Raw genomic sequence first — 17,360 nt, forward strand, 5'->3', positions numbered from 1 at the left:
AGCACCATGAGCGAGAACTCGGCCCCCGAGTCGGAGGCACCGCGGACGCGCCGTCGCAAGAGCCTGAGCCCGAAGCAGATGGCGATCCTCGAGGTCATCCAGAACTCCATCGCGCACCACGGCTATCCGCCGAGCATGCGCGAGATCGGCGACGCCGTCGGCCTCAAGTCCCTCTCGAGCGTCACGCACCAGCTCGGGCAGCTCGAGTTGAGCGGCTACCTGCGCCGCGACCCCGGCAAGACGCGGGCCATGGAGGTCCTGATCGACCTCCCAGGGGCGAGCGGTGAGAACCCGGCCGATGTGGCGACTCCCGTCGGAGACGCCGCCCTCGTCCCCCTGGTCGGCCGGATCGCGGCCGGCGTGCCGATCACGGCGGACCAGCAGGTCGAGGAGATCTTCCCCCTCCCGCGCCAGCTCGTCGGCAAGGGAGACCTGTTCATGCTCAAGGTGTCGGGCGAGTCCATGATCGATGCCGCGATCTGCGACGGCGACTGGGTGGTCGTTCGGTCGCAGAACAATGCGGAGAACGGCGAGATCGTCGCCGCCATGCTCGACGGCGAGGCCACGGTCAAGGTGCTCCGCCGTCGCGACGGCCACACCTGGCTCCTCCCCCGCAACTCCTCCTTCGAACCGATCCTCGGCGACGAATCCGTGGTGCTGGGCAAGGTCGTGGCCGTGCTCCGCGCCGTCTGACGCTCCGCCGCTTCACGACGAAGGCCCTCCCGGAATCCGGGAGGGCCTTCGCGCGGTACGGGCGGATCAGGCCGTGACGTTCACGTCCTCACGCACGCGACGGGTCGCCTCAACGATGTTGCGCAGAGACGCGGTCGTCTCGTCGTATCCACGGGTCTTCAGGCCGCAGTCCGGGTTCACCCAGAGCTGACGGGTCGGGATCTCCTCGACCGCCCGGCGCAGGAGTGACTCGACCTCCTCGACAGTAGGCACCCGCGGCGAGTGGATGTCGTACACGCCGGGCCCGATGCCGTGGTCGAAGCCGACCTCCGCGATGTCGGCGACGACCTCCATCCGGCTGCGTGCCGCCTCGATCGAGGTCACGTCGGCATCCAGGGCGCGGATCGCATCGATCACGACGCCGAACTCGGAGTAACACAGGTGGGTGTGCACCTGTGTGCCGGCGGCAGCACCGCCCGTGGCGAGGCGGAACGATGCCACCGACCAGTCGAGGTACGCCGGCTGGTCTGCCTTCTTCAGGGGCAGGAGCTCGCGCAACGCGGGCTCGTCGACCTGGATGATCGCGATGCCGGCCCTCTCGAGATCGGTGATCTCGTCGCGCAGCGCCAAGGCCACCTGGTTCGCGGTCTCGCCCAGCGGCTGGTCATCGCGCACGAACGACCACGCGAGGATCGTCACGGGTCCCGTGAGCATGCCCTTCATGTGCTTCGTCGTCAACGACTGCGCATAGGTCGACCAGTCGACCGTGATCGGCGCCGGCCGCGAGACGTCGCCCCACAGGATGGAGGGACGCGTGGCACGGGAGCCGTAGGACTGCACCCAGCCGTTCTCCGTGACTGCGAAACCGTCGAGGTTCTCGGCGAAGTACTGCACCATGTCGTTGCGCTCGGGCTCGCCGTGCACCAGCACGTCGAGACCGAGGTCCTCCTGCAGCGAGACGACACTGGCGACCTCGCGGCGCAGGAAGTCGTCATAGTCCTCTGCCGGGATCTCCCCCGCGTGAAGCGCGCGCGGGCCCGACGGATGTCGCCGGTCTGCGGGAACGAGCCGATCGTCGTCAGGGGCAGCGCGGGAAGACCCAGCGCCTCCTGCGCGACCTCGCGCTCCTCGTACGAGACGCGGGAGAAGTCAGCTTCCCCCAGCGCGCGCTGACGCACGGCACCGTCACGGACGCCAGGGGCGGTGAGGCGGTCCGCGAGTGCTGCGGACGCCGCATCGAGCTCTGCGGCGATCGCGCCTCGTCCCGCCACGAGGCCACGGGCGAGAACACCGACCTGCTCGACCTTCTGATCGGCGAAGGCCAGCCAGGAGACCAATCGGGCGTCGAGCTGCGACTCGTCCGCGACATCGTGGGGCACGTGCAGCAGCGAGGTCGATGTGGCTGCCGCGACGGGCGCACCGAGCGCGCGGAGTTCTTCGAGCGCACCGAAGGCCTTCGCGAGGTCACCGCGCCAGATGTTGTGTCCGTCGACGACGCCGCCGACGAGGGTCTTGCCCTCGAGGCCGGCCGCCGCGGCGGGAACGCCCCCGCGCACGAGGTCGACGGCGATGGCTTCGACCGGCGCTGCCGCGAGCACCGGGAACACCGCGCCGAGCTCGGCGTACGGAGCGGCGACCAGGATCGACGGGCGATCGCTCGCACCGCCGAGCACAGCCAGCGCTCGCGCGGCCGCCTCCGACAGCTGCGCGACGTCCGCGGGAAGGGACTCGCTCACGAGCGCCGGCTCGTCCAGCTGCACCCACTCCGCGCCTGCGGCGCGGAGCTTCGCGAGCAGTTCGACGTACACGGGGAGCACATCCTCGAGACGCGAGAGCGGGTCGAAGCCCTCCGGGGCATCGTCGGACGCCTTCGCGAGCGCGAGCAGCGTCACCGGACCGACGACCACCGGGCGGGTCACGAAGCCGGCGGCGATGCCCTCGGCGACCTCCCCGACAAGCCGTTCGCTGGAGAGCGAGAACACGGTCTCCGGACCGATCTCGGGCACCAGGTAGTGGTAGTTCGAGTCGAACCACTTCGTCATCTCGAGCGGCGCGCGGTCCCCCTCGCCGCGGGCGATCGTGAAGTACGCGGCGAGACCGACGGTGCCGTCTGCAGCACGCAGGCTCTCGAAGCGCGCAGGGATCGCGCCGACGGTGACGGCGGCGTCGAGCACCTGGTCGTAGTACGAGAACGACTCCGGGATGGCCGAGTCGTCGCGTCCGAGCCCGAGGGCAGCGAGACGGTCGCGTGTCGCCGCACGCAGCTCGGCGGAGGTGCGCTCCAACTCCTGCTCGTCGATGCGACCCGCCCAGAACGCCTCGACGGCCTTCTTGAGCTCGCGGCGACGGCCGATACGGGGTAACCGAGGACGGTGCCCTCAGGGAATGCGGTCATGGTGTTTCCTTTCGGCGGGGCTCAGTGGCGCAGAGCCGGGAGGATGCCGGCTTCTGCGAGGACGGTGAGGACGGTCTCGTGCTGGTTGAACGCGTAGAGATGCACGCCCGGCGCGCCTCCGGCCACGACGTCGCGGGCGAGCCGGGCGGCCCATTCGATCCCGATCTCGCGACGGCCCTGCGCCGTCGGCTCGACGTCGAGCGCGATCGCGAGTTCGCTCGGGAGGTCTTCTCCGGTGAGTTCGAGCACGCGCTTCAGACGGGCGGGCGAGGTGATCGGCATGATGCCGGGCAGGATCGGGATCGACACCCCGGCGGCACGAGCGCGCTCGACGAATGCGAGGTAGTCGTCGGGGTGGAAGAACAGCTGCGTGATCGCGAAGGTCGCACCCGCGGCCTGCTTGGCGAGGAGGGCCTCGACATCCTGCGTCCGGTGCGTCGCGCGCGGGTGCCCCTTGGGGAACGCGGCGACCGCGATGTTCACCTTGCGCCGCGGATCGACGCGCGCCGCACGGGGGAAGCCCGGCACCGGGGACTCCTCGTAGGGAGCCCGCTCCGCCTGCACGCGGTCGATCAGCTGCACGAGTTGAGCCGCGCTCTCGAGGTCGCCGAGGTACCCCTCGGTCTGGCCGACCGGCGGATCGCCGCGCAGGGCGAGGAAGCTGAGGATGCCGGCGTCGAGGAACTCGCGGATGAGCGTCGCCGCGCCCGCATAGGTGTTGCCGACGCAGGTCAGGTGCGCGAGCGGTTCGACATCCGTGCGCTCCCTGATGAAGCGCAGCACGTCGAGCGAGCGGCCGCCCGTCGAACCGCCGGCGCCGTAGGTGACGGAGAGGAAGTCGGGTCCTGCTGCGGCGAGGCGCAGCACGGTCTCGTGCAGCGCCTCCTCGCTCGACTCCGAACGCGGAGGGTAGAGCTCGAAGGAGAAGGGCACTCGAGGGGTGCCTGAGGTCTCAGTCTCGGAAGACATCTTCTCTCCTGGGGACAAGGCGGGCCGGGGACCGCGCACGACACAGATGGCGTCGTTCGCGGGCGGGTGCCGGGCTCGGCTGTCGCTCCACGCTCCGGGGCGAACCGGTGCGTTTCCAGAAACCTAGAACACGGCGGAGGGTCCGTGCACGTGTGTGACGTCGTGTGTCATCGCCGCATAGGCTCGAGGCATGTCGTCCCCGTACGGTTCCTGGTCCTCGCCCTTCTCCGCCGCGTCCGTCGCCGCCTCCTCCCCTCGGATCGACGGCGCCCGCTTCGTCGGTTCCGAGATCTGGTGGGGCGAGTCCGTCCCGTCCGAGAAGGGTCGGGTCACGGTGCGGAGCTCGTCCGGTGCGGAGATCCTCCCCGCACCGTGGAGCGCGCGATCCCGGGTGCATGAGTACGGAGGCGGCGCCTGGACGAGCGATGCGGTCGGCGGCCTGTACTTCGTGGATGCGGGCGATCAGCGCGTGTGGCGGCTCACGCCGGGGCAGAGCCCGTTCCGCTCACATCTCCCGGCCCCTCGCACGGGGGCTGCGCCTTCAGGGCGGCCACCTCCTCGCCGTGCGCGAAGACCTGTCGACAGAGCCGCACACTCGCGCGATCGTCGAGATCCCGCTCGACGGCTCGGCCGCCGAAGACGCTTCGGCGATCCGTGTGGTCTCCGAGGGCGACGGGTTCTTCGCCCACCCCGCGCTCTCCCCCGACGGCGAGCGGGTCGCGTGGGTGGCCTGGGATCGCGGTCGCATGCCGTGGGAATCCGCCCAGGTGCGCGTCGCGGCACTCGCAGGCGGAGAAGCCCGCACGATCCCCTCGCACGCGGCACTGCAGCCCGAGTGGCGGACGGATGCGGAGCTTCTGTTCGCCGACGACCCGAGTGGCCGGTGGGCCCTGCACCGCGTCGCGATCGACGGGAACGGAGCGACGGCGGATCCTGAGCCGTTCGCGGCTGTCGACGCCGACACCGGCTACGGGCTCTGGGTCCTCGGGAACCGCTGGTACCAGCTGCTGGACGACGGACGGATCGTCGCCGTCCGCACGAACGGCCGCGACGCGGTGGTCGTGATCGATCCCGATGGTGCGGCCCGTCCTCTCGATGTCCCCGCCGACGGCCACGTGAGCGTGGACGACGTCGACGGCACGCGCGTCCTCCTCTCCGGCAACGGCTCCGTCGTCGCGCCAGGTCTCTGGTGCGTCGACGTCGACTCCGGGGAGGTCGTCGCAGTGCGCGGCGGTGAGCCCGTCGAGCCGGAGTGGATGCCCCGCGCCCTGCCGATCGAGGTCGAGGGCCCGCACGGCACCGTGCATGCCTTCGCCTATCCACCCGCGAACCCCGGGGCCCAAGCGCCGGATGACGAGCTGCCCCCGTACGTCGTGCTGGTGCACGGCGGACCGACCGCGCACGTCACCGGCGCATCCTCGACGACCATCGCCTTCTACACGAGCCGCGGCGTCGGGGTGCTCGACGTGAACTACGGCGGTTCGACCGGCTACGGCCGCGACTACCGAGAGCGGTTGGACGGGCAGTGGGGCGTCGTCGACGTCGACGACGTGATCGCCGCCGCCCGCGGGCTCGCGGATGCGGGGCTCGCCGACGCCGCACGCATCGCCATCCGCGGTGGCTCAGCCGGCGGATGGACCGTGCTGTCGGCCTTGGTGCGCGGCGGCGCATTCGCTGCCGGGATGAGCCGCTACGGCGTGGCAGACCTGCGGATGCTGGCGGCGGAGACCCACGACTTCGAAGCGTCGTACCTCGACGGCCTGGTCGGACCGCTGCCCTCGTACGAGCACGTGTACATCGAGAGATCGCCACTGACCCACGTCGACCGGATCGCCGTGCCGGTGCTCCTGCTGCAGGGCGGAGAAGACCGCGTGGTGCCGCCGACGCAGTCCGAGGCCATCCGCGACGCCCTCGTCGCCCGTGGCATCGATCACGAGTACGTCCTGTATCCGACCGAGGGTCACGGCTTCCGCAGCGCCGAGAACATCATCGATGCGCTCGAACGGGAACTGACCTTCCTCGGACGCGTGTTCGGCTTCGAACCGCGCCTGTGACGACCTCGCGCTACTCCCCCACGCGGTTGCGCAGGCGCATGGCGCGCTCGGCCTCGCGGGTGTCCTGACGCTCACGCAGGGTCTGGCGCTTGTCGTACTCGCGCTTGCCCTTGGCGAGGGCGATCTCGACCTTCGCGCGGCCGTCGGAGAAGTAGAGCTTCATCGGGATGAGCGTGTATCCGCCCGCCGAGACGGCGTGCGCGATCTTCGCGATCTCCTCGCGGTGCAGCAGGAGCTTGCGGATGCGCTTGGCCGAGTGGTTCGTCCAGTGTCCCTGGGAGTACTCCGGGATGTGCACGGCGTCGAGGAAGACCTCGTTGCCCTTGACGAACGCGTACCCGTCGCTGAGGTTCGCGCGGCCCTGGCGCAGCGACTTGACCTCGGTGCCGGTGAGTACCATCCCCGCCTCGTACGACTTCTCGATCGTGTAGTCGTGACGTGCGCGACGATTGGTCGCGACGACCTTCTCTCCGCGTTCCCTGGGCATGATGCTCTCCTGTTGCCGTGACGAGCTCGGCCGATCTTTCCGGTCGAGCAGCCTTTCAGGCTATCAGGTGCGGAGCCAGCGCCGGATCGCGAACCCGGCGGACAGCGCGGCGAGCACGACGCCGATGCCGATCAGCACGGGCACGACGAGCACCGCGTCCTGCATCGTCACCCAGGTCGTGATGAACGGGACCCGTCCCCTCAGGTAGCCGTCGACCCCGAAGTGCATGCCGGCCACGACCGCGGCACTGGCGAGAGCCGATCCGAGGAATGCGGCGAACACGCCCTCGAGGACGAACGGCGTCTGGATGAAGCGGTTCGATGCGCCGACCAGGCGCATGATGCCGATCTCCTTGCGTCTCGCATACGCCGACAATCGGATGGTCGTGCCGATGAGCAGTGTGGCGGCGATGAGCATGAGCACCGCGATTCCGACCGCGATATAGGTCGCCACGGTGAGCGCAGAGAACAGGGGCTCGAGATACTGCAGCTGGTCCTTGACCTGCTCGACGCCCGCCTGTCCGCTGAAGGCCTCCGCGAGCACCTGCGACTGACCGGGGTCCTTCATCGTGACGAAGAACACCTCGAACGCCTGATCCGGGGTGAGCACGCTCGCCTGGTCCTCGCCGAGCTGGGCGACGAGCTTGGCGTACGTCTCCTCCTTCGTGTCGAAGGTCATGGAGCTGATGAGGGGCGCGAGGGCATCGCCTTCGAGCTGTGCGCGGACGGCGGCGACCTGTTCCTCGCTGGCCGCGCCGTCGATGCAGGTGTCGGATTCGGACACCGACGAGCACATGTACACGGCGACCTGCGCGCGCTCCGCCCAGTACCCGCGCATCACGCCGATCTGCGCCTGCATCAGGATCGCCGCACCGACGAACGTCAGCGACACGAAGGTGACGAGGATGACGGAGATCACCATCGAGATGTTGCGCCGGAGCCCGCCGAGGGCCTCGGTCAGGATGAGACCGAATCTCATGAGGTCGGGCCCACTTCCTCGTCGTCTTCGTCGGAGAGGCCGAGACGGTCCGCGACCCCGAGCTCTGCGACGTCGATGGTCGGCAGCGTGATGGGGTGGGTGCGGGGGCGGACCACAGCCGGAGGTGTCGCCTCGGGCGGTTCCACGACGTTCGCGGGCGAGGCGCCGTCTGTCGCCGGCGACTGCTCGGGCGGTTCGACGGTCTGCGAAGGAGCGGGAGTCGGCGCGGTGCCCGGGTCGTCGGTCGCGCGCTCACCGGCCGCAGCAGCCTTGCGCTGCATGCTGAGTTCCTCGGCGAGGGCGGCGCGGACGACCGAGAGGTCGGCGGTCTGGCGCTGCACCTCCTGGACGGCGGTGAGAGCGGCGGCCGCGGCGGCCCCGCGCACCTCCTCCGGCACGAGCCGCGGGATGTTGGAGGTGTCTCCGTACCCGCCGTGCACCTCGTCGCGCACCATCTCGCCGTCGCGCAGCTCGATCACGCGACGCTGCATCTGGTCGACGAAGCCTGCCTCGTGGGTCGCCATCAACACCGTCGTCCCTCCCGCGTTGATGCGCGCGAGCAGCTGCATGATGTCGACGGAGGTCGCGGGGTCGAGGTTGCCGGTCGGCTCGTCGGCGAGGAGCACCTGCGGACGGTTCACCAGCGCGCGGGCGATCGCGACGCGCTGCTGCTCGCCGCCGGAGAGTTCGTGCGGCATGCGCTTCTGCTTGCCGTCGAGGCCCACGAGAGCGAGAGCCTCGGGCACCGCCTGCTGGATGAAGCCGCGGGAGGAGCCGGTGACCTGCAGCGTGAACGCGACGTTCTGGAAGACGGTCTTGGACGGGAGCAGCCGGAAGTCCTGGAACACCGAGCCGATGTGGCGCCGGAAGTACGGCACCTTGCGGTTCGCCAGCGCGCGCAGGTCCCGACCGAGGACGGCGACGCGACCCGATGTGGGCACGTCTTCGCGCAGGATGAGGCGCAGACAGGAGGATTTGCCGGAGCCGGACGCTCCGACGAGGAAGACGAACTCCCCGCGCTGCACCTCGAAGTCGACGCCGGAGAGGGCGGGCTTCGACGTCCCGCGGTAGCGCTTCGTGACGTTCTCGAACCGAATCATGGCGCTTCGAGCCTAAGCGCGGCCCTCCGGCTCACCGCGAGCGACACCCCGCACGGCTCGTCCGCGTCGAGGATTCCGCAGCGCGTGATCGTCGCCGCACGCCCCCTGTCTCGTCACATCCCACTGCTATACATGATGGTGCGGGCGCACCAGTGTGCGGCCGGACATCTTCGACGGGGGAATCATGACCACGACACCTGCAGGTTGGTACGACGACGGCTCCGGACGCCAGCGGTGGTGGGACGGCCAGCAGTGGACCGAGCACTTCGCACCGGACGCTGCAGCGCCCGCAGACCAGACCCCGGCGGCCGCCTCGGAGACGCACGCGATCGACGACACCGTGATCCGTCCTTCCGAGGAGTCCGCGACCGCAGCGACGACCCCGCTCGGAGACGACTTCGGCGCGTACGCGCCCCCGCGGCGTCGACCACGGACCCTGCCGCCCAGCCCCAGAGCGTCGCCCCCGGTTACCCCGGCGCCTACTCGGGTGCTGCGACCGGCTACCCGGGCGCTGCGCCGGTCGGACCGACCGGACCGGCCGGGCCTGACGCTCCCGTGAAGATCTCGGTCCTGGGACTCGTCGGGCTCGGGCTCGCCGCGCTCGGAACGATCCTGGTGTTCATCCCCGTGATCGGCGTCGTCGGGTTCTTCCTGCTCGCCGCGGGCTTCATCGTGTCCCTGATCTCGCTGTTCCTCAAGGGCAAGAAGTGGCCCGGGATCACCGGCCTCGTCCTCTCGGTCGTCGGCACGATCATCGGTGTCATCGTGTCGTTGGTGTTCCTCTTCGCGGTGGCGCAGGGAGTGAGCGACGAGATCGACGACCTGCCCAGCTCCTCGCCCTCCGTCGAGGCCACCGAGCCCAGCGACACGGGCGACGCCGACGGTACCGACCAGGGCGTGCGCCCGACCTCGGCCGAGGTGGCCGTCGGCCTGGCGGCGATCCTGGCCGCAGAAGACACCGACATCTACACCGAGGAGCAGATCACCTGCCTCGCCGACCTCCTCGTCGCATCCGAGCTCGACAACGATGCTCTGCGCGCGATCGCCGAGAGCGACGGAACCCTGACCGACGTCGATGCCGCGTACGGTTTCGCCGAGGTCCTCGGAGACACCGAGGCGCTCACGGCGTGCTTCGTCCCCTGATCCGACTCTCGAGCAGGACGACCGCATGACCACGCCAGCCGGATGGTACGACGACGGCTCGGGCAGTCTGCGCTGGTGGGACGGCGCCCGGTGGACCGCGCACGTGCGGGCCGCGGCGCCTCCCGCGGCCGCGCCGTCCGATCCCGCACCTGAGGCGGCGCCGTCCGTCTCGGCGGCTGTTCCCGGCGACCGCTCCCCGGGATCGAGGCGTTCACCCCGCCCTACGTGATGCCGTCGGTCGAGCCGGCGATCGGGGCCGGCGGCACGCGAGGATACCCTCCCGCCGCGGGCTACCCCGGCCTGTACGGCAGCACCCCGGCCGCGACACCGGAACCCGCCAGGAGCTCGCCCCTCGGCATCGTCGCCGTGATCGTCGTGGTCGTCGGCGTGGTGTGCGCGTGCGTCCCGGTGATCGCGATCGCCGGCTGGGCGATCCTGGCGATCGGACTCGTGCTCTCGACCGTGTCCCTGTTCCTGCGCGGACGGAAGTGGCCGGGGATCACGGGACTCGCAGTCGGTGCGGTCGGCTCACTCCTCGCGATCGCCGTCTCCCTGATCACGCTCGTGGCGACGTCACCGCCGGCCGCGACCGACGATCCACCGCCGCTCGCGGTGCCGACCGAGCAGCCCGAGACGGATGGGGGCGCCGGTCCCGGCGACATCGAGGGTGCGGAGATGGTGCCCTTCGCCGAGCTCGAGGTGGGTGACTGCCTCCCCTTCGTCGACGACGGGGACGCGGAGCAGATCTACGAGCTGCCGGTCGTCCCGTGCGATAGCCCGCACACCGACGAGGTCTTCTTCATCTTCGAGGTGGAGGACGGCGCGTTCCCAGGCGACGATGCTCTCGGCGAGACCGCGTGGGACGGCTGCCTCGCCCAGTTCGACGATTACGTCGGCATCCCCTATGACGATTCGACGATCGATTTCTACACGTATCAGCCCACGAAGGGTTCCTGGGCTCGCGCGGACGACCGCACCGTGCAGTGCATCCTCTTCAGCTACGACGACGTCACCGGCACTCTCCGGAACGCCGGCTACTGAGCGACGTCCGCAGACACGGAACGGGCCCCTGATCGATCAGGGGCCCGTCTCGTGCGATCAGTCGTCGTCGTCCCTGCGCTTGCGCCAGCGGATGCCGGCCGAGATGAAGTCGTCGAGGTCGCCGTCGAACACGGCCGCAGGGTTTCCCGACTCCTGGCCCGTGCGGAGATCCTTCACGAGCTGCTGGCCGTAGAGGAAGTACGAGCGCATCTGGTCGCCCCAGCTCGCGGTGATATTCCCCGCCAGCTCCTTCTTCTTCGCGGCCTCCTGCTCCTTCTGCAGCAGCAGCAGTCGGGTCTGCAGCACGCGCATCGCGGCGGCACGGTTCTGGATCTGCGACTTCTCGTTCTGCATCGACACGACGATCCCGGTCGGGAGGTGCGTGAGGCGTACGGCGGAGTCGGTCGTGTTGACGGACTGTCCACCAGGGCCGGAGGAGCGGAAGACGTCGACGCGGATGTCGCTCTCGGGGATGTCGACTTCGGTGGCCTCCTCCATCAGGGGGATCACCTCGACGGCGGCGAACGACGTCTGCCTCTTGTCGGCCGAGCCGAAGGGGCTGATGCGGGCGAGGCGGTGCGTGCCTGCCTCGACCGAGATGGTGCCGAACGCGTAAGGGGCGTCGATCTCGAAGGTCGCGGACTTGATCCCCGCTCCTTCCGCGTAGGACGTGTCCATGACCTTGACCGGATACTTGTGCCGCTCCGCCCAGCGCAGGTACATCCGCATCAGCATCTCGGCGAAGTCGGTGGCGTCGTCGCCCCCCGCGCCGGAGCGGATCGTGATGATCGCGCTCCGCTCGTCGTATTCGCCGTCGAGGAGGGTCTGCACCTCGAGCTGGTTGATCACGTCGGTCAGAGCGGCGAGCTCGGTGCGCGCCTCCTGAGCGGACTCCTCGTCACCCATCTCGTTGGCGAGACCGACGAGGACTTCGAGGTCGTCGAGACGCTGAGCGATACCGGTGATGCGGGCGAGCTCGGACTGACGGTGGCTGAGCGCGCTGGTCACCTTCTGCGCGTTCTCGGTGTCGTCCCAGAGGTCGGGAGCGCCGGCCTCCTCGCTGAGACGCGCGATGTCGTCGCGGAGACGGGAGACATCGACGACCTCGCTGATGTCGCCGAAGGTGTGCCTGAGCGCCTGGATTTCGGCGGAGAGATCTAGTTCGAGCATGACACCTCAGCCTAACGTGCCGCCCGCCCACGCGGGGACCCGTCGTCCGGGGCGCTGGATCAGCGGGAGTAGCGTGAAGGTGTGAGCAGTGCATCGACGGTCCTCCGGCAGTTCGGGCCCATGGTGTATCTGCCGACGATCCTCTTCGCACTCGGCGAGGGGGCCGTCATCCCCCTCATCCCCGTCATCGCCGCATCCATGGGCGCCGACGTGGCGTTCGCCGCGCTCGTGGCGTCAGCGCTCGTCATCGGCCAACTGTGCGGCAACCTGCCGGCCGGATGGGCGGTGGGCAGGATCGGCGAGCGCTTCACGATGGTGATCGCCGGGGTGATCGCTATCGTCGCCGGGGTCGGCATGGTGTTCGCGCCGTCGCTCGGGGTGCTGGCGGCCTCGGTCTTCCTCCTCGGAATCTGCGCGGCGGCTTTCGGACTCGCACGGCACGCGTTCATGACCACCCGAGTGCCGGTCGCGTTCCGGGCGCGCTCCCTCTCGCTGCTCGGCGGGAGCTTCCGGCTCGGCATCTTCATCGGGCCTTTCGTCGCCGCGGGACTTCTGCAGCTCTTCGGCAGTGAGAATGCGGCGATCTGGTTCTTCCTCGGCTGCCTCGTGGTCATGGTCGTGCTGGTCCTGTTCGGTCCCGATCCGGAGAAGACGATCCCCCCTGCCGCGTCGACCACCCACGAGCGCTTCCTGGAGGACTCCGGCGAGGCCGTCAGCGGGTCGATCCCCACGGTCGAGCGCGTGGGGATCTTCCAGACCATGTGGCGCCAGCGCGCGGTGCTCGGGCGCCTGGGGCTCGCCGCCGCGTCGCTGTCCGCCGTCCGCTCCGCCCGGCAGGTCGTGCTCCCGCTGTGGGGGCTGTCGCTGGGGTTGGACGCCTCGACGATCGCCCTGGTCGTCGGCGTCTCCGGTGCCATCGACTTCGCCCTGTTCTATGCGAGCGGCCAGGTGATGGACCGATTCGGCAGGCTCTGGGCGGCGATGCCCGCGATGGTGCTCATGGGTGCAGGATTCCTCGCCCTGTCTTTCACGCACGATCTCGACGCGGCGGTGTTGTGGTTCGGCATGTTCGCCGCGGTCCTCGGGGTGGGCAACGGGCTCTCGAGCGGGATCCTCCTGACACTCGGCGCGGACGTCGCCCCGAAGCGTGAACCCGCGGCGTTCCTCGGATCGTGGCGGACCCTGACGGATGCCGGCGGTGCGGTGGCCCCACTGCTCGTGTCGGCGATCACCGCGATCGCCGCACTCCCCTTCGCCGCTGCGGCGATGGGCGTGATCGGCCTCGTCGGTGCGGTGGGATTCCTGCGATGGATCCCGCAGTTCGTCCCCGGCAGCGGACCGACGACGGCCCGACCGCGGAGGACCCGCGATGACGCCACGCTCGCGACGGCTGCCCTCCATCTGACCGCGCATCATCGCAGCGCAGTGCGACTCGTCGCCGTGGACTCGAGGGGCACGCCGTCCGGGACGAACGGGGAGAGCAGGGGCGGATGCCATTCCACGGCGACCGTGACGCGTGCCGAGACCCCGTCCGGCGTGCCCGCCGTCACGAGGGCAGCCTCGCCCCGGAGCTCACCGACGAGGGCGGATGCCTGTTCCTCGACACCGTCGTCGGTGAGCTGCGCCCTCGCGTGGTCGGCGCCCTCCACCACGATCGTGAAGCCGTCGGCCCCGGCGAGCGCGGCGGCATCGGCGAGCGCATCCAACCGCTTCTGCGCGATGTAGAGGTCGGTCGCGCAGACGCACACGAAGATCACCGCCAGGGCGAGCACGACATACCCGAGCGTCAACAGCATCACGCTCCCGTCGTCCTGTGCGGCGTCTCGCGGAGTGCGCGTACGGTTTCCCCTCACCGCTCGCCCCACAGCCGCGACACCTTCTGCACCGCCTCGGCGTGAACCGGAACGGCAGCCGAATGCGCGAGCCCGAATACGTCGGGCACGAGAGGAAGTCGCACCCGCGTGTCGACATCCACGGTCAACACCGCTCCCGGTGACGGGCACGTGACGCCCGAAGGGGTGCACGAGAACGACAGGTCGACCGCATCGGCGTCGAGGCCGTACTCGTCGACGAGTCCGGCGAGCACCGCGTCGCCGTACGCGGCGGCCGCAGCCGCGTCCGGAGCCTGCGCTACCGCCCGCGCCACGTGTCTGGCAGCCGCCTCCACTCCCAGCGTCTGCTCCTGGATGCCCGCGAGCGCGATGACGAGATAGGTCAGAGGCACGAGGAGGATCACCCCGACCGCGATGAACTCGAGTGCAGCCGACCCGTCCTCATCCATCGCCGAACGCCTCCACGGGTGCATGCGCCTCCACCTCCATCGCGAACGGGACACCGATCAGGCCGATCAACGGAAACGTCGAGCGCACGCGCACGGCGACCGTCGCCTGCCGCCCAGTGCCGGAGGTGGCGATCCGGATATCCTCCGCGTAGTCCGCACCGACAGCGCGCGTGATCACCTCTCGCGTGCGCTCGGCCCCCTCTTCTTCGCTCGTGTCAGCGAGCGCCGCGTGATATGCCCCTTCCACCGCGGCGTCGTGCACGACATTGCGCACGTACACTGCGAGAGCGAGTTGCAGGACCGCGAGAGTCAACGCCGTGAGGAGCGTTCCGACCAGCAGGAACTCCACCGCGCTGGAACCGCGGTCGTCGACGAATCGGCGCTCCCTGCGCATGTCAGAGCCCTGAGACCCGCTGGATCGCCTGCTCGAAAAGCGAGGTCAGGGCAGGGCCGGCGACGGCCCAGATCAGCACCACCAGCCCAGCCGTCATGAGTGTGACGAGCACCCAGCCCGGAACATCCCCGTCCTCGTCGTGGAACAGGCCGAGAAGGCGTGCGCGCGCCGTGGCCCAAGGGATCTTCCAGGAGGCGAGCGATCGTGGTGTCATGGTCGTCCTTTCGTGGGGATCAGCCGATACCGAGGCGGAGGATGAACAGTCCCGGATACACGGCGAACAGCACCGACAACGGGAGGATGAGGAAGACGAGCGGGAGGAGCATCAGGATCTCTTTGCGGCCTGCCTGCTCGATGAGGGTGCGCTTCGCGCCTTCCCTCGCATCGCCCGCCTGTGCGTGCAGGACAGCGGCAAGAGGCGCCCCCTGCTCGAGCGCGGCGATGACCTGATCGATCGCGCGCGACAACCCGGGCAGTTCGAGACGCCGCGACACTTCGCCGAGCGCGTCGGCCACAGGCGATCCGGTGCCGACCGCGAGCACCACCTGTCGGAGTTCTGCGGTCAGCTCGCCGGAACCGACCCCAGCGACGCGGCGCAGCGATTCGAGGAACCCTTCGCCCGCGGACAGACACAGAGCGAGGAATTCCAGGGTCGTGGGAAGTTCATCAGTGAGTCTGGTGCGGCGGGACCTGGCGCGCGCGGAGAGCTGCATGTCGTAGGAGACGGCGGCGAGCGCACCGCACAGCAGCGGCAGGCCACTCGTCGGGAGGGTCAGCCGCCCGATCACGGCCAGCACGACCAGCACAGCGGCGCCCGCGCCGATGCCGGCGACCACCCATCCGAGCTGCCTGCCCCGGAATGCCGCGGGGTCCAGGGCCACGCCCGCCTGAGCGAGGCGTCGCCGCAACACCTCTCCCCGCCCATCATCCGCTCGAAGCCGTCTCGGATCACGGCCCAGACCGTCCGGCTGCTCGCGGGGAGCGCGCCCGCGGTGGGCAGCGCCCCGCGCGGAAGGTCCGCGTCCGACACCACGTCGCGGACATAGGGTCCGACGCGGACCAGCAGAGAGGCAGCTCGCCAGCGCGGCAGCACGCAGAGCAGGCTGATGACACCTCCCGCGAAGGCTCCGCCGATGAGGATCGCGGCGGCGAAAGAGGAGACCCCGGTCAACCGAACCACCTCCGCGGTTCGGGGAGCCGACCGATGCGGACCATGATCTGGAAAGCGACCAGCGAGATCGCGGCGCCGACGCAGATCACGAGCACCCCTCCGGCGTCCCGTACGCCGATGCCCCTTCCGGTCGCAGGACGAGCAGGGTCAGGATGACCCACGGCGCGACCGCGCCGAGCACAGCGGCACCGCGGATCCACGACTGTCGCGCCTCGACCTCGCCACGCAGCGCGGCATCCGCCCGTACCGAAGTCGAGAGCGCGCGGAGCACACCTATCAGCTCGGTTCCGCCCACCTGCCGGGCCATCCGCAGCGTCTCGATGATCCGGTCGGCGATGGGGTCGGCCAGAGACGTCTTCAGACGGTCGACGCTCGTCTCGAATCTGCCGCTCGCGCGAAGGTCTCTCGCGAACACGGCGAAAGCCGGTCGGAGCATCGTGGGTGCGGACTCCGCCAGAGTCGCGACCGCATCGGGGAGCGAGAGACCGACACGAATGGATGCGATGAGCAGATCGCACACGTCGGGCCAGAGCTGACGTCGCAGTCTCCGCAGGCGCATTCGTCGACCGCGGAGGAACATGACCGGCGCCGCCGCCCCCGCCGTTCCGGCGAGCAGCGCGAGTACGGCCAGGTCTGTGATGAGCCAGACCACGGATGCGGCGATGGCTCCCGCCCCGACGATCGCCGTGACGAGGGTGCGTGAGGACAGCGCTCCAAGCCCGGCCTCTTCGATCAGCCGGGTGAGGCGTCCTGTCCTCGAGGCGACGGTGTCGTCGGCACGGCGCGGCCACATCCACGGGGAGATGCACAGCAGCACGCCGGCGGCGAGCGCGGCCCCGAGCAGGAGCGTCACGAGGCGACCTCGGTCGTGCGTCGCCGCCGAGAGGCGAGATCATCGGCAGAGGAGGCGGAGCGGTACACACTGCTGGTCCGGATGGTGCCGCCGTCCACGGCGCCGGTGGGAGCGATGAGCTCCTGCACTCTGCGGTGTCCGTCGCGATCGCGATCGCAGTGGACGACCAGGTCGACCGACACGGCGATGGCCGGCGCGATGAACGCGCGGTCGATGTTCCGGCCGGCGAGGAGGGGCAGGAGGCTGAGCTTCTCGAGCGCCTCCTTCGCGGAGTTCGCGTGTACCGTGCAGGCGCCGGGGACACCGGTGTTGAGCGCCAGCACGAGATCGAGCGCCTCGGCGTCGCGCACCTCGCCGACGACCAGCCGATCCGGCCGCATGCGCAGCGCCTCCTTCACCAGCCGACGGAGGGTGATCTCGCCCGTGCCCTCCAGACTCGGCTGGCGCCCCTGGAGCGCGACCAGGTCTGGTCCGACGACCGCCAGCTCGAAGGTCTCCTCGACCGTGACGATGCGTTGCGTGGCCGCGCATGACGCAAGCAACGCACCCAGCAGGGTGGTCTTCCCGGCGTGTGTCGCCCCGGAGACGATCACGGTGCGGCCGTCGTCCATCGCATCGCGGAGCATCTCCGCCACGGAGGACGGCAGCATCC

The 17,360-nt window shown here is 69.9% G+C and carries 18 protein-coding genes and 2 pseudogenes; 7 read left to right on the forward strand and 13 right to left on the reverse strand.

Annotated elements, in window-relative coordinates:
* Positions 1 to 6 precede the first annotated feature (6 nt).
* Positions 7 to 693 (forward strand): transcriptional repressor LexA, encoded by a 687-nt coding sequence (gene lexA / locus K1X59_RS13130; protein ID WP_029262496.1) that lies wholly within the window; start codon positions 7 to 9, stop codon positions 691 to 693.
* A gap of 66 nt (positions 694 to 759) precedes the next feature.
* On the opposite strand, the pseudogene metE reads toward lexA, so the two are convergent.
* Together metE and K1X59_RS13140 are read right to left on the reverse strand one after the other, a co-directional pair.
* Positions 760 to 3,067 (reverse strand): annotated as a pseudogene (gene metE, locus K1X59_RS13135) (5-methyltetrahydropteroyltriglutamate--homocysteine S-methyltransferase).
* 21 nt (positions 3,068 to 3,088) lie between these two features.
* Positions 3,089 to 4,036, reverse strand: a complete 948-nt coding sequence (locus K1X59_RS13140; protein ID WP_220173464.1) for a methylenetetrahydrofolate reductase — start codon at positions 4,034 to 4,036, stop codon at positions 3,089 to 3,091.
* Positions 4,037 to 4,599: 563 nt separating this feature from the next.
* On the opposite strand from K1X59_RS13140, the gene K1X59_RS13145 reads away from it, so the two are divergent.
* A complete protein-coding gene (locus K1X59_RS13145) occupies positions 4,600 to 6,090 on the forward strand; it encodes a prolyl oligopeptidase family serine peptidase (RefSeq protein WP_258566840.1) in 1,491 nt (496 codons plus the stop codon).
* A gap of 10 nt (positions 6,091 to 6,100) precedes the next feature.
* Here K1X59_RS13145 and smpB read toward each other — a convergent pair whose 3' ends face one another.
* The 3 genes from smpB to ftsE form a co-directional block, all read right to left on the reverse strand.
* Positions 6,101 to 6,577: an SsrA-binding protein SmpB gene (smpB, locus tag K1X59_RS13150; protein ID WP_183150427.1), complete on the reverse strand. Its 477-nt coding sequence runs from the start codon at positions 6,575 to 6,577 to the stop codon at positions 6,101 to 6,103.
* A gap of 63 nt (positions 6,578 to 6,640) precedes the next feature.
* Positions 6,641 to 7,555, reverse strand: coding sequence for a permease-like cell division protein FtsX (ftsX, locus tag K1X59_RS13155; RefSeq protein ID WP_183150428.1), 915 nt, complete (start codon positions 7,553 to 7,555; stop codon positions 6,641 to 6,643).
* On the reverse strand, positions 7,552 to 8,655 hold the full coding sequence (gene ftsE, locus K1X59_RS13160) for a cell division ATP-binding protein FtsE (RefSeq protein ID WP_220173466.1): 1,104 nt from the start codon (positions 8,653 to 8,655) through the stop codon (positions 7,552 to 7,554). Before ftsE ends, ftsX begins: the two co-directional genes overlap by 4 nt.
* A 184-nt stretch (positions 8,656 to 8,839) precedes the next feature.
* Between ftsE and K1X59_RS13165 the strand changes: the two genes are divergently transcribed.
* From K1X59_RS13165 to K1X59_RS13180, 4 genes are read left to right on the forward strand one after another with little or no spacing between them, the layout of a single operon-like run.
* The gene (locus tag K1X59_RS13165) at positions 8,840 to 9,214 is read left to right on the forward strand and encodes a DUF2510 domain-containing protein (RefSeq protein WP_183150429.1); all 375 of its coding nucleotides are present in this window, start codon (positions 8,840 to 8,842) and stop codon (positions 9,212 to 9,214) included.
* Positions 9,211 to 9,798: a hypothetical protein gene (locus K1X59_RS13170; RefSeq protein WP_183150430.1), complete on the forward strand. Its 588-nt coding sequence runs from the start codon at positions 9,211 to 9,213 to the stop codon at positions 9,796 to 9,798. The genes K1X59_RS13165 and K1X59_RS13170 overlap by 4 nt, the downstream gene beginning before the upstream one ends.
* A gap of 25 nt (positions 9,799 to 9,823) precedes the next feature.
* Complete coding sequence (locus K1X59_RS13175) at positions 9,824 to 10,027, forward strand: DUF2510 domain-containing protein (RefSeq protein WP_220173467.1); 204 nt, start codon at positions 9,824 to 9,826, stop codon at positions 10,025 to 10,027.
* Positions 10,027 to 10,839, forward strand: a complete 813-nt coding sequence (locus K1X59_RS13180) for a septum formation family protein (RefSeq protein ID WP_258567223.1) — start codon at positions 10,027 to 10,029, stop codon at positions 10,837 to 10,839. The genes K1X59_RS13175 and K1X59_RS13180 overlap by 1 nt, the downstream gene beginning before the upstream one ends.
* Before the next feature lie 57 nt (positions 10,840 to 10,896).
* Here K1X59_RS13180 and prfB read toward each other — a convergent pair whose 3' ends face one another.
* Positions 10,897 to 12,009, reverse strand: coding sequence for a peptide chain release factor 2 (gene prfB / locus K1X59_RS13185; RefSeq protein WP_183150432.1), 1,113 nt, complete (start codon positions 12,007 to 12,009; stop codon positions 10,897 to 10,899).
* A gap of 120 nt (positions 12,010 to 12,129) precedes the next feature.
* On the opposite strand from prfB, the pseudogene K1X59_RS13190 reads away from it, so the two are divergent.
* Positions 12,130 to 13,338 (forward strand): annotated as a pseudogene (locus tag K1X59_RS13190) (MFS transporter); the annotation flags it as partial.
* 83 nt (positions 13,339 to 13,421) lie between these two features.
* On the opposite strand, the gene K1X59_RS22910 reads toward K1X59_RS13190, so the two are convergent.
* From K1X59_RS22910 to K1X59_RS13220, 7 genes are all read right to left on the reverse strand, one after another.
* Positions 13,422 to 13,805 carry a hypothetical protein gene (locus tag K1X59_RS22910; RefSeq protein WP_183150433.1) on the reverse strand — a complete coding sequence of 128 codons (384 nt, stop codon included), beginning with the start codon at positions 13,803 to 13,805 and terminating at the stop codon, positions 13,422 to 13,424.
* Positions 13,806 to 13,858: 53 nt separating this feature from the next.
* Positions 13,859 to 14,290, reverse strand: coding sequence for a TadE family protein (locus K1X59_RS13195; RefSeq protein ID WP_244632003.1), 432 nt, complete (start codon positions 14,288 to 14,290; stop codon positions 13,859 to 13,861).
* The gene (locus K1X59_RS13200; RefSeq protein ID WP_183150435.1) at positions 14,283 to 14,684 is read right to left on the reverse strand and encodes a TadE/TadG family type IV pilus assembly protein; all 402 of its coding nucleotides are present in this window, start codon (positions 14,682 to 14,684) and stop codon (positions 14,283 to 14,285) included. The genes K1X59_RS13195 and K1X59_RS13200 overlap by 8 nt, the downstream gene beginning before the upstream one ends.
* A gap of 1 nt (position 14,685) precedes the next feature.
* Positions 14,686 to 14,898: a hypothetical protein gene (locus K1X59_RS13205; protein ID WP_244632004.1), complete on the reverse strand. Its 213-nt coding sequence runs from the start codon at positions 14,896 to 14,898 to the stop codon at positions 14,686 to 14,688.
* Positions 14,899 to 14,917: 19 nt separating this feature from the next.
* On the reverse strand, positions 14,918 to 15,565 hold the full coding sequence (locus tag K1X59_RS13210; RefSeq protein ID WP_258566841.1) for a type II secretion system F family protein: 648 nt from the start codon (positions 15,563 to 15,565) through the stop codon (positions 14,918 to 14,920).
* 375 nt (positions 15,566 to 15,940) lie between these two features.
* Positions 15,941 to 16,708: a type II secretion system F family protein gene (locus K1X59_RS13215; protein ID WP_244632007.1), complete on the reverse strand. Its 768-nt coding sequence runs from the start codon at positions 16,706 to 16,708 to the stop codon at positions 15,941 to 15,943.
* On the reverse strand, positions 16,705 to 17,358 hold the full coding sequence (locus tag K1X59_RS13220; protein ID WP_258566842.1) for a CpaF/VirB11 family protein: 654 nt from the start codon (positions 17,356 to 17,358) through the stop codon (positions 16,705 to 16,707). The genes K1X59_RS13215 and K1X59_RS13220 overlap by 4 nt, the downstream gene beginning before the upstream one ends.
* Between the last annotated feature and the right edge of the window lie 2 nt (positions 17,359 to 17,360).

The sequence above is a fragment of the Microbacterium sp. Se5.02b genome (assembly GCF_019464375.1).
In the GTDB taxonomy this organism is placed as follows: Bacteria; Actinomycetota; Actinomycetes; order Actinomycetales; family Microbacteriaceae; genus Microbacterium.

What these genes read in the sequence shown, in the direction of transcription:
- K1X59_RS13205 (WP_244632004.1), bottom strand. Translation starts at nt 14,898, where the DNA reads ATGACACCACGATCGCTCGCCTCCTGGAAGATCCCTTGGGCCACGGCG.
- lexA (WP_029262496.1), top strand. Translation starts at nt 7, where the DNA reads ATGAGCGAGAACTCGGCCCCCGAGTCGGAGGCACCGCGGACGCGCCGT.
- K1X59_RS13195 (WP_244632003.1), bottom strand. Translation starts at nt 14,290, where the DNA reads ATGGATGAGGACGGGTCGGCTGCACTCGAGTTCATCGCGGTCGGGGTG.
- prfB (WP_183150432.1), bottom strand. Translation starts at nt 12,009, where the DNA reads ATGCTCGAACTAGATCTCTCCGCCGAAATCCAGGCGCTCAGGCACACC.
- K1X59_RS22910 (WP_183150433.1), bottom strand. Translation starts at nt 13,805, where the DNA reads ATGCTGTTGACGCTCGGGTATGTCGTGCTCGCCCTGGCGGTGATCTTC.
- K1X59_RS13140 (WP_220173464.1), bottom strand. Translation starts at nt 4,036, where the DNA reads ATGTCTTCCGAGACTGAGACCTCAGGCACCCCTCGAGTGCCCTTCTCC.
- K1X59_RS13220 (WP_258566842.1), bottom strand. Translation starts at nt 17,358, where the DNA reads ATGCTGCCGTCCTCCGTGGCGGAGATGCTCCGCGATGCGATGGACGAC.
- ftsX (WP_183150428.1), bottom strand. Translation starts at nt 7,555, where the DNA reads ATGAGATTCGGTCTCATCCTGACCGAGGCCCTCGGCGGGCTCCGGCGC.
- ftsE (WP_220173466.1), bottom strand. Translation starts at nt 8,655, where the DNA reads ATGATTCGGTTCGAGAACGTCACGAAGCGCTACCGCGGGACGTCGAAG.
- K1X59_RS13180 (WP_258567223.1), top strand. Translation starts at nt 10,027, where the DNA reads ATGCCGTCGGTCGAGCCGGCGATCGGGGCCGGCGGCACGCGAGGATAC.
- K1X59_RS13165 (WP_183150429.1), top strand. Translation starts at nt 8,840, where the DNA reads ATGACCACGACACCTGCAGGTTGGTACGACGACGGCTCCGGACGCCAG.
- K1X59_RS13200 (WP_183150435.1), bottom strand. Translation starts at nt 14,684, where the DNA reads ATGCGCAGGGAGCGCCGATTCGTCGACGACCGCGGTTCCAGCGCGGTG.
- K1X59_RS13175 (WP_220173467.1), top strand. Translation starts at nt 9,824, where the DNA reads ATGACCACGCCAGCCGGATGGTACGACGACGGCTCGGGCAGTCTGCGC.
- smpB (WP_183150427.1), bottom strand. Translation starts at nt 6,577, where the DNA reads ATGCCCAGGGAACGCGGAGAGAAGGTCGTCGCGACCAATCGTCGCGCA.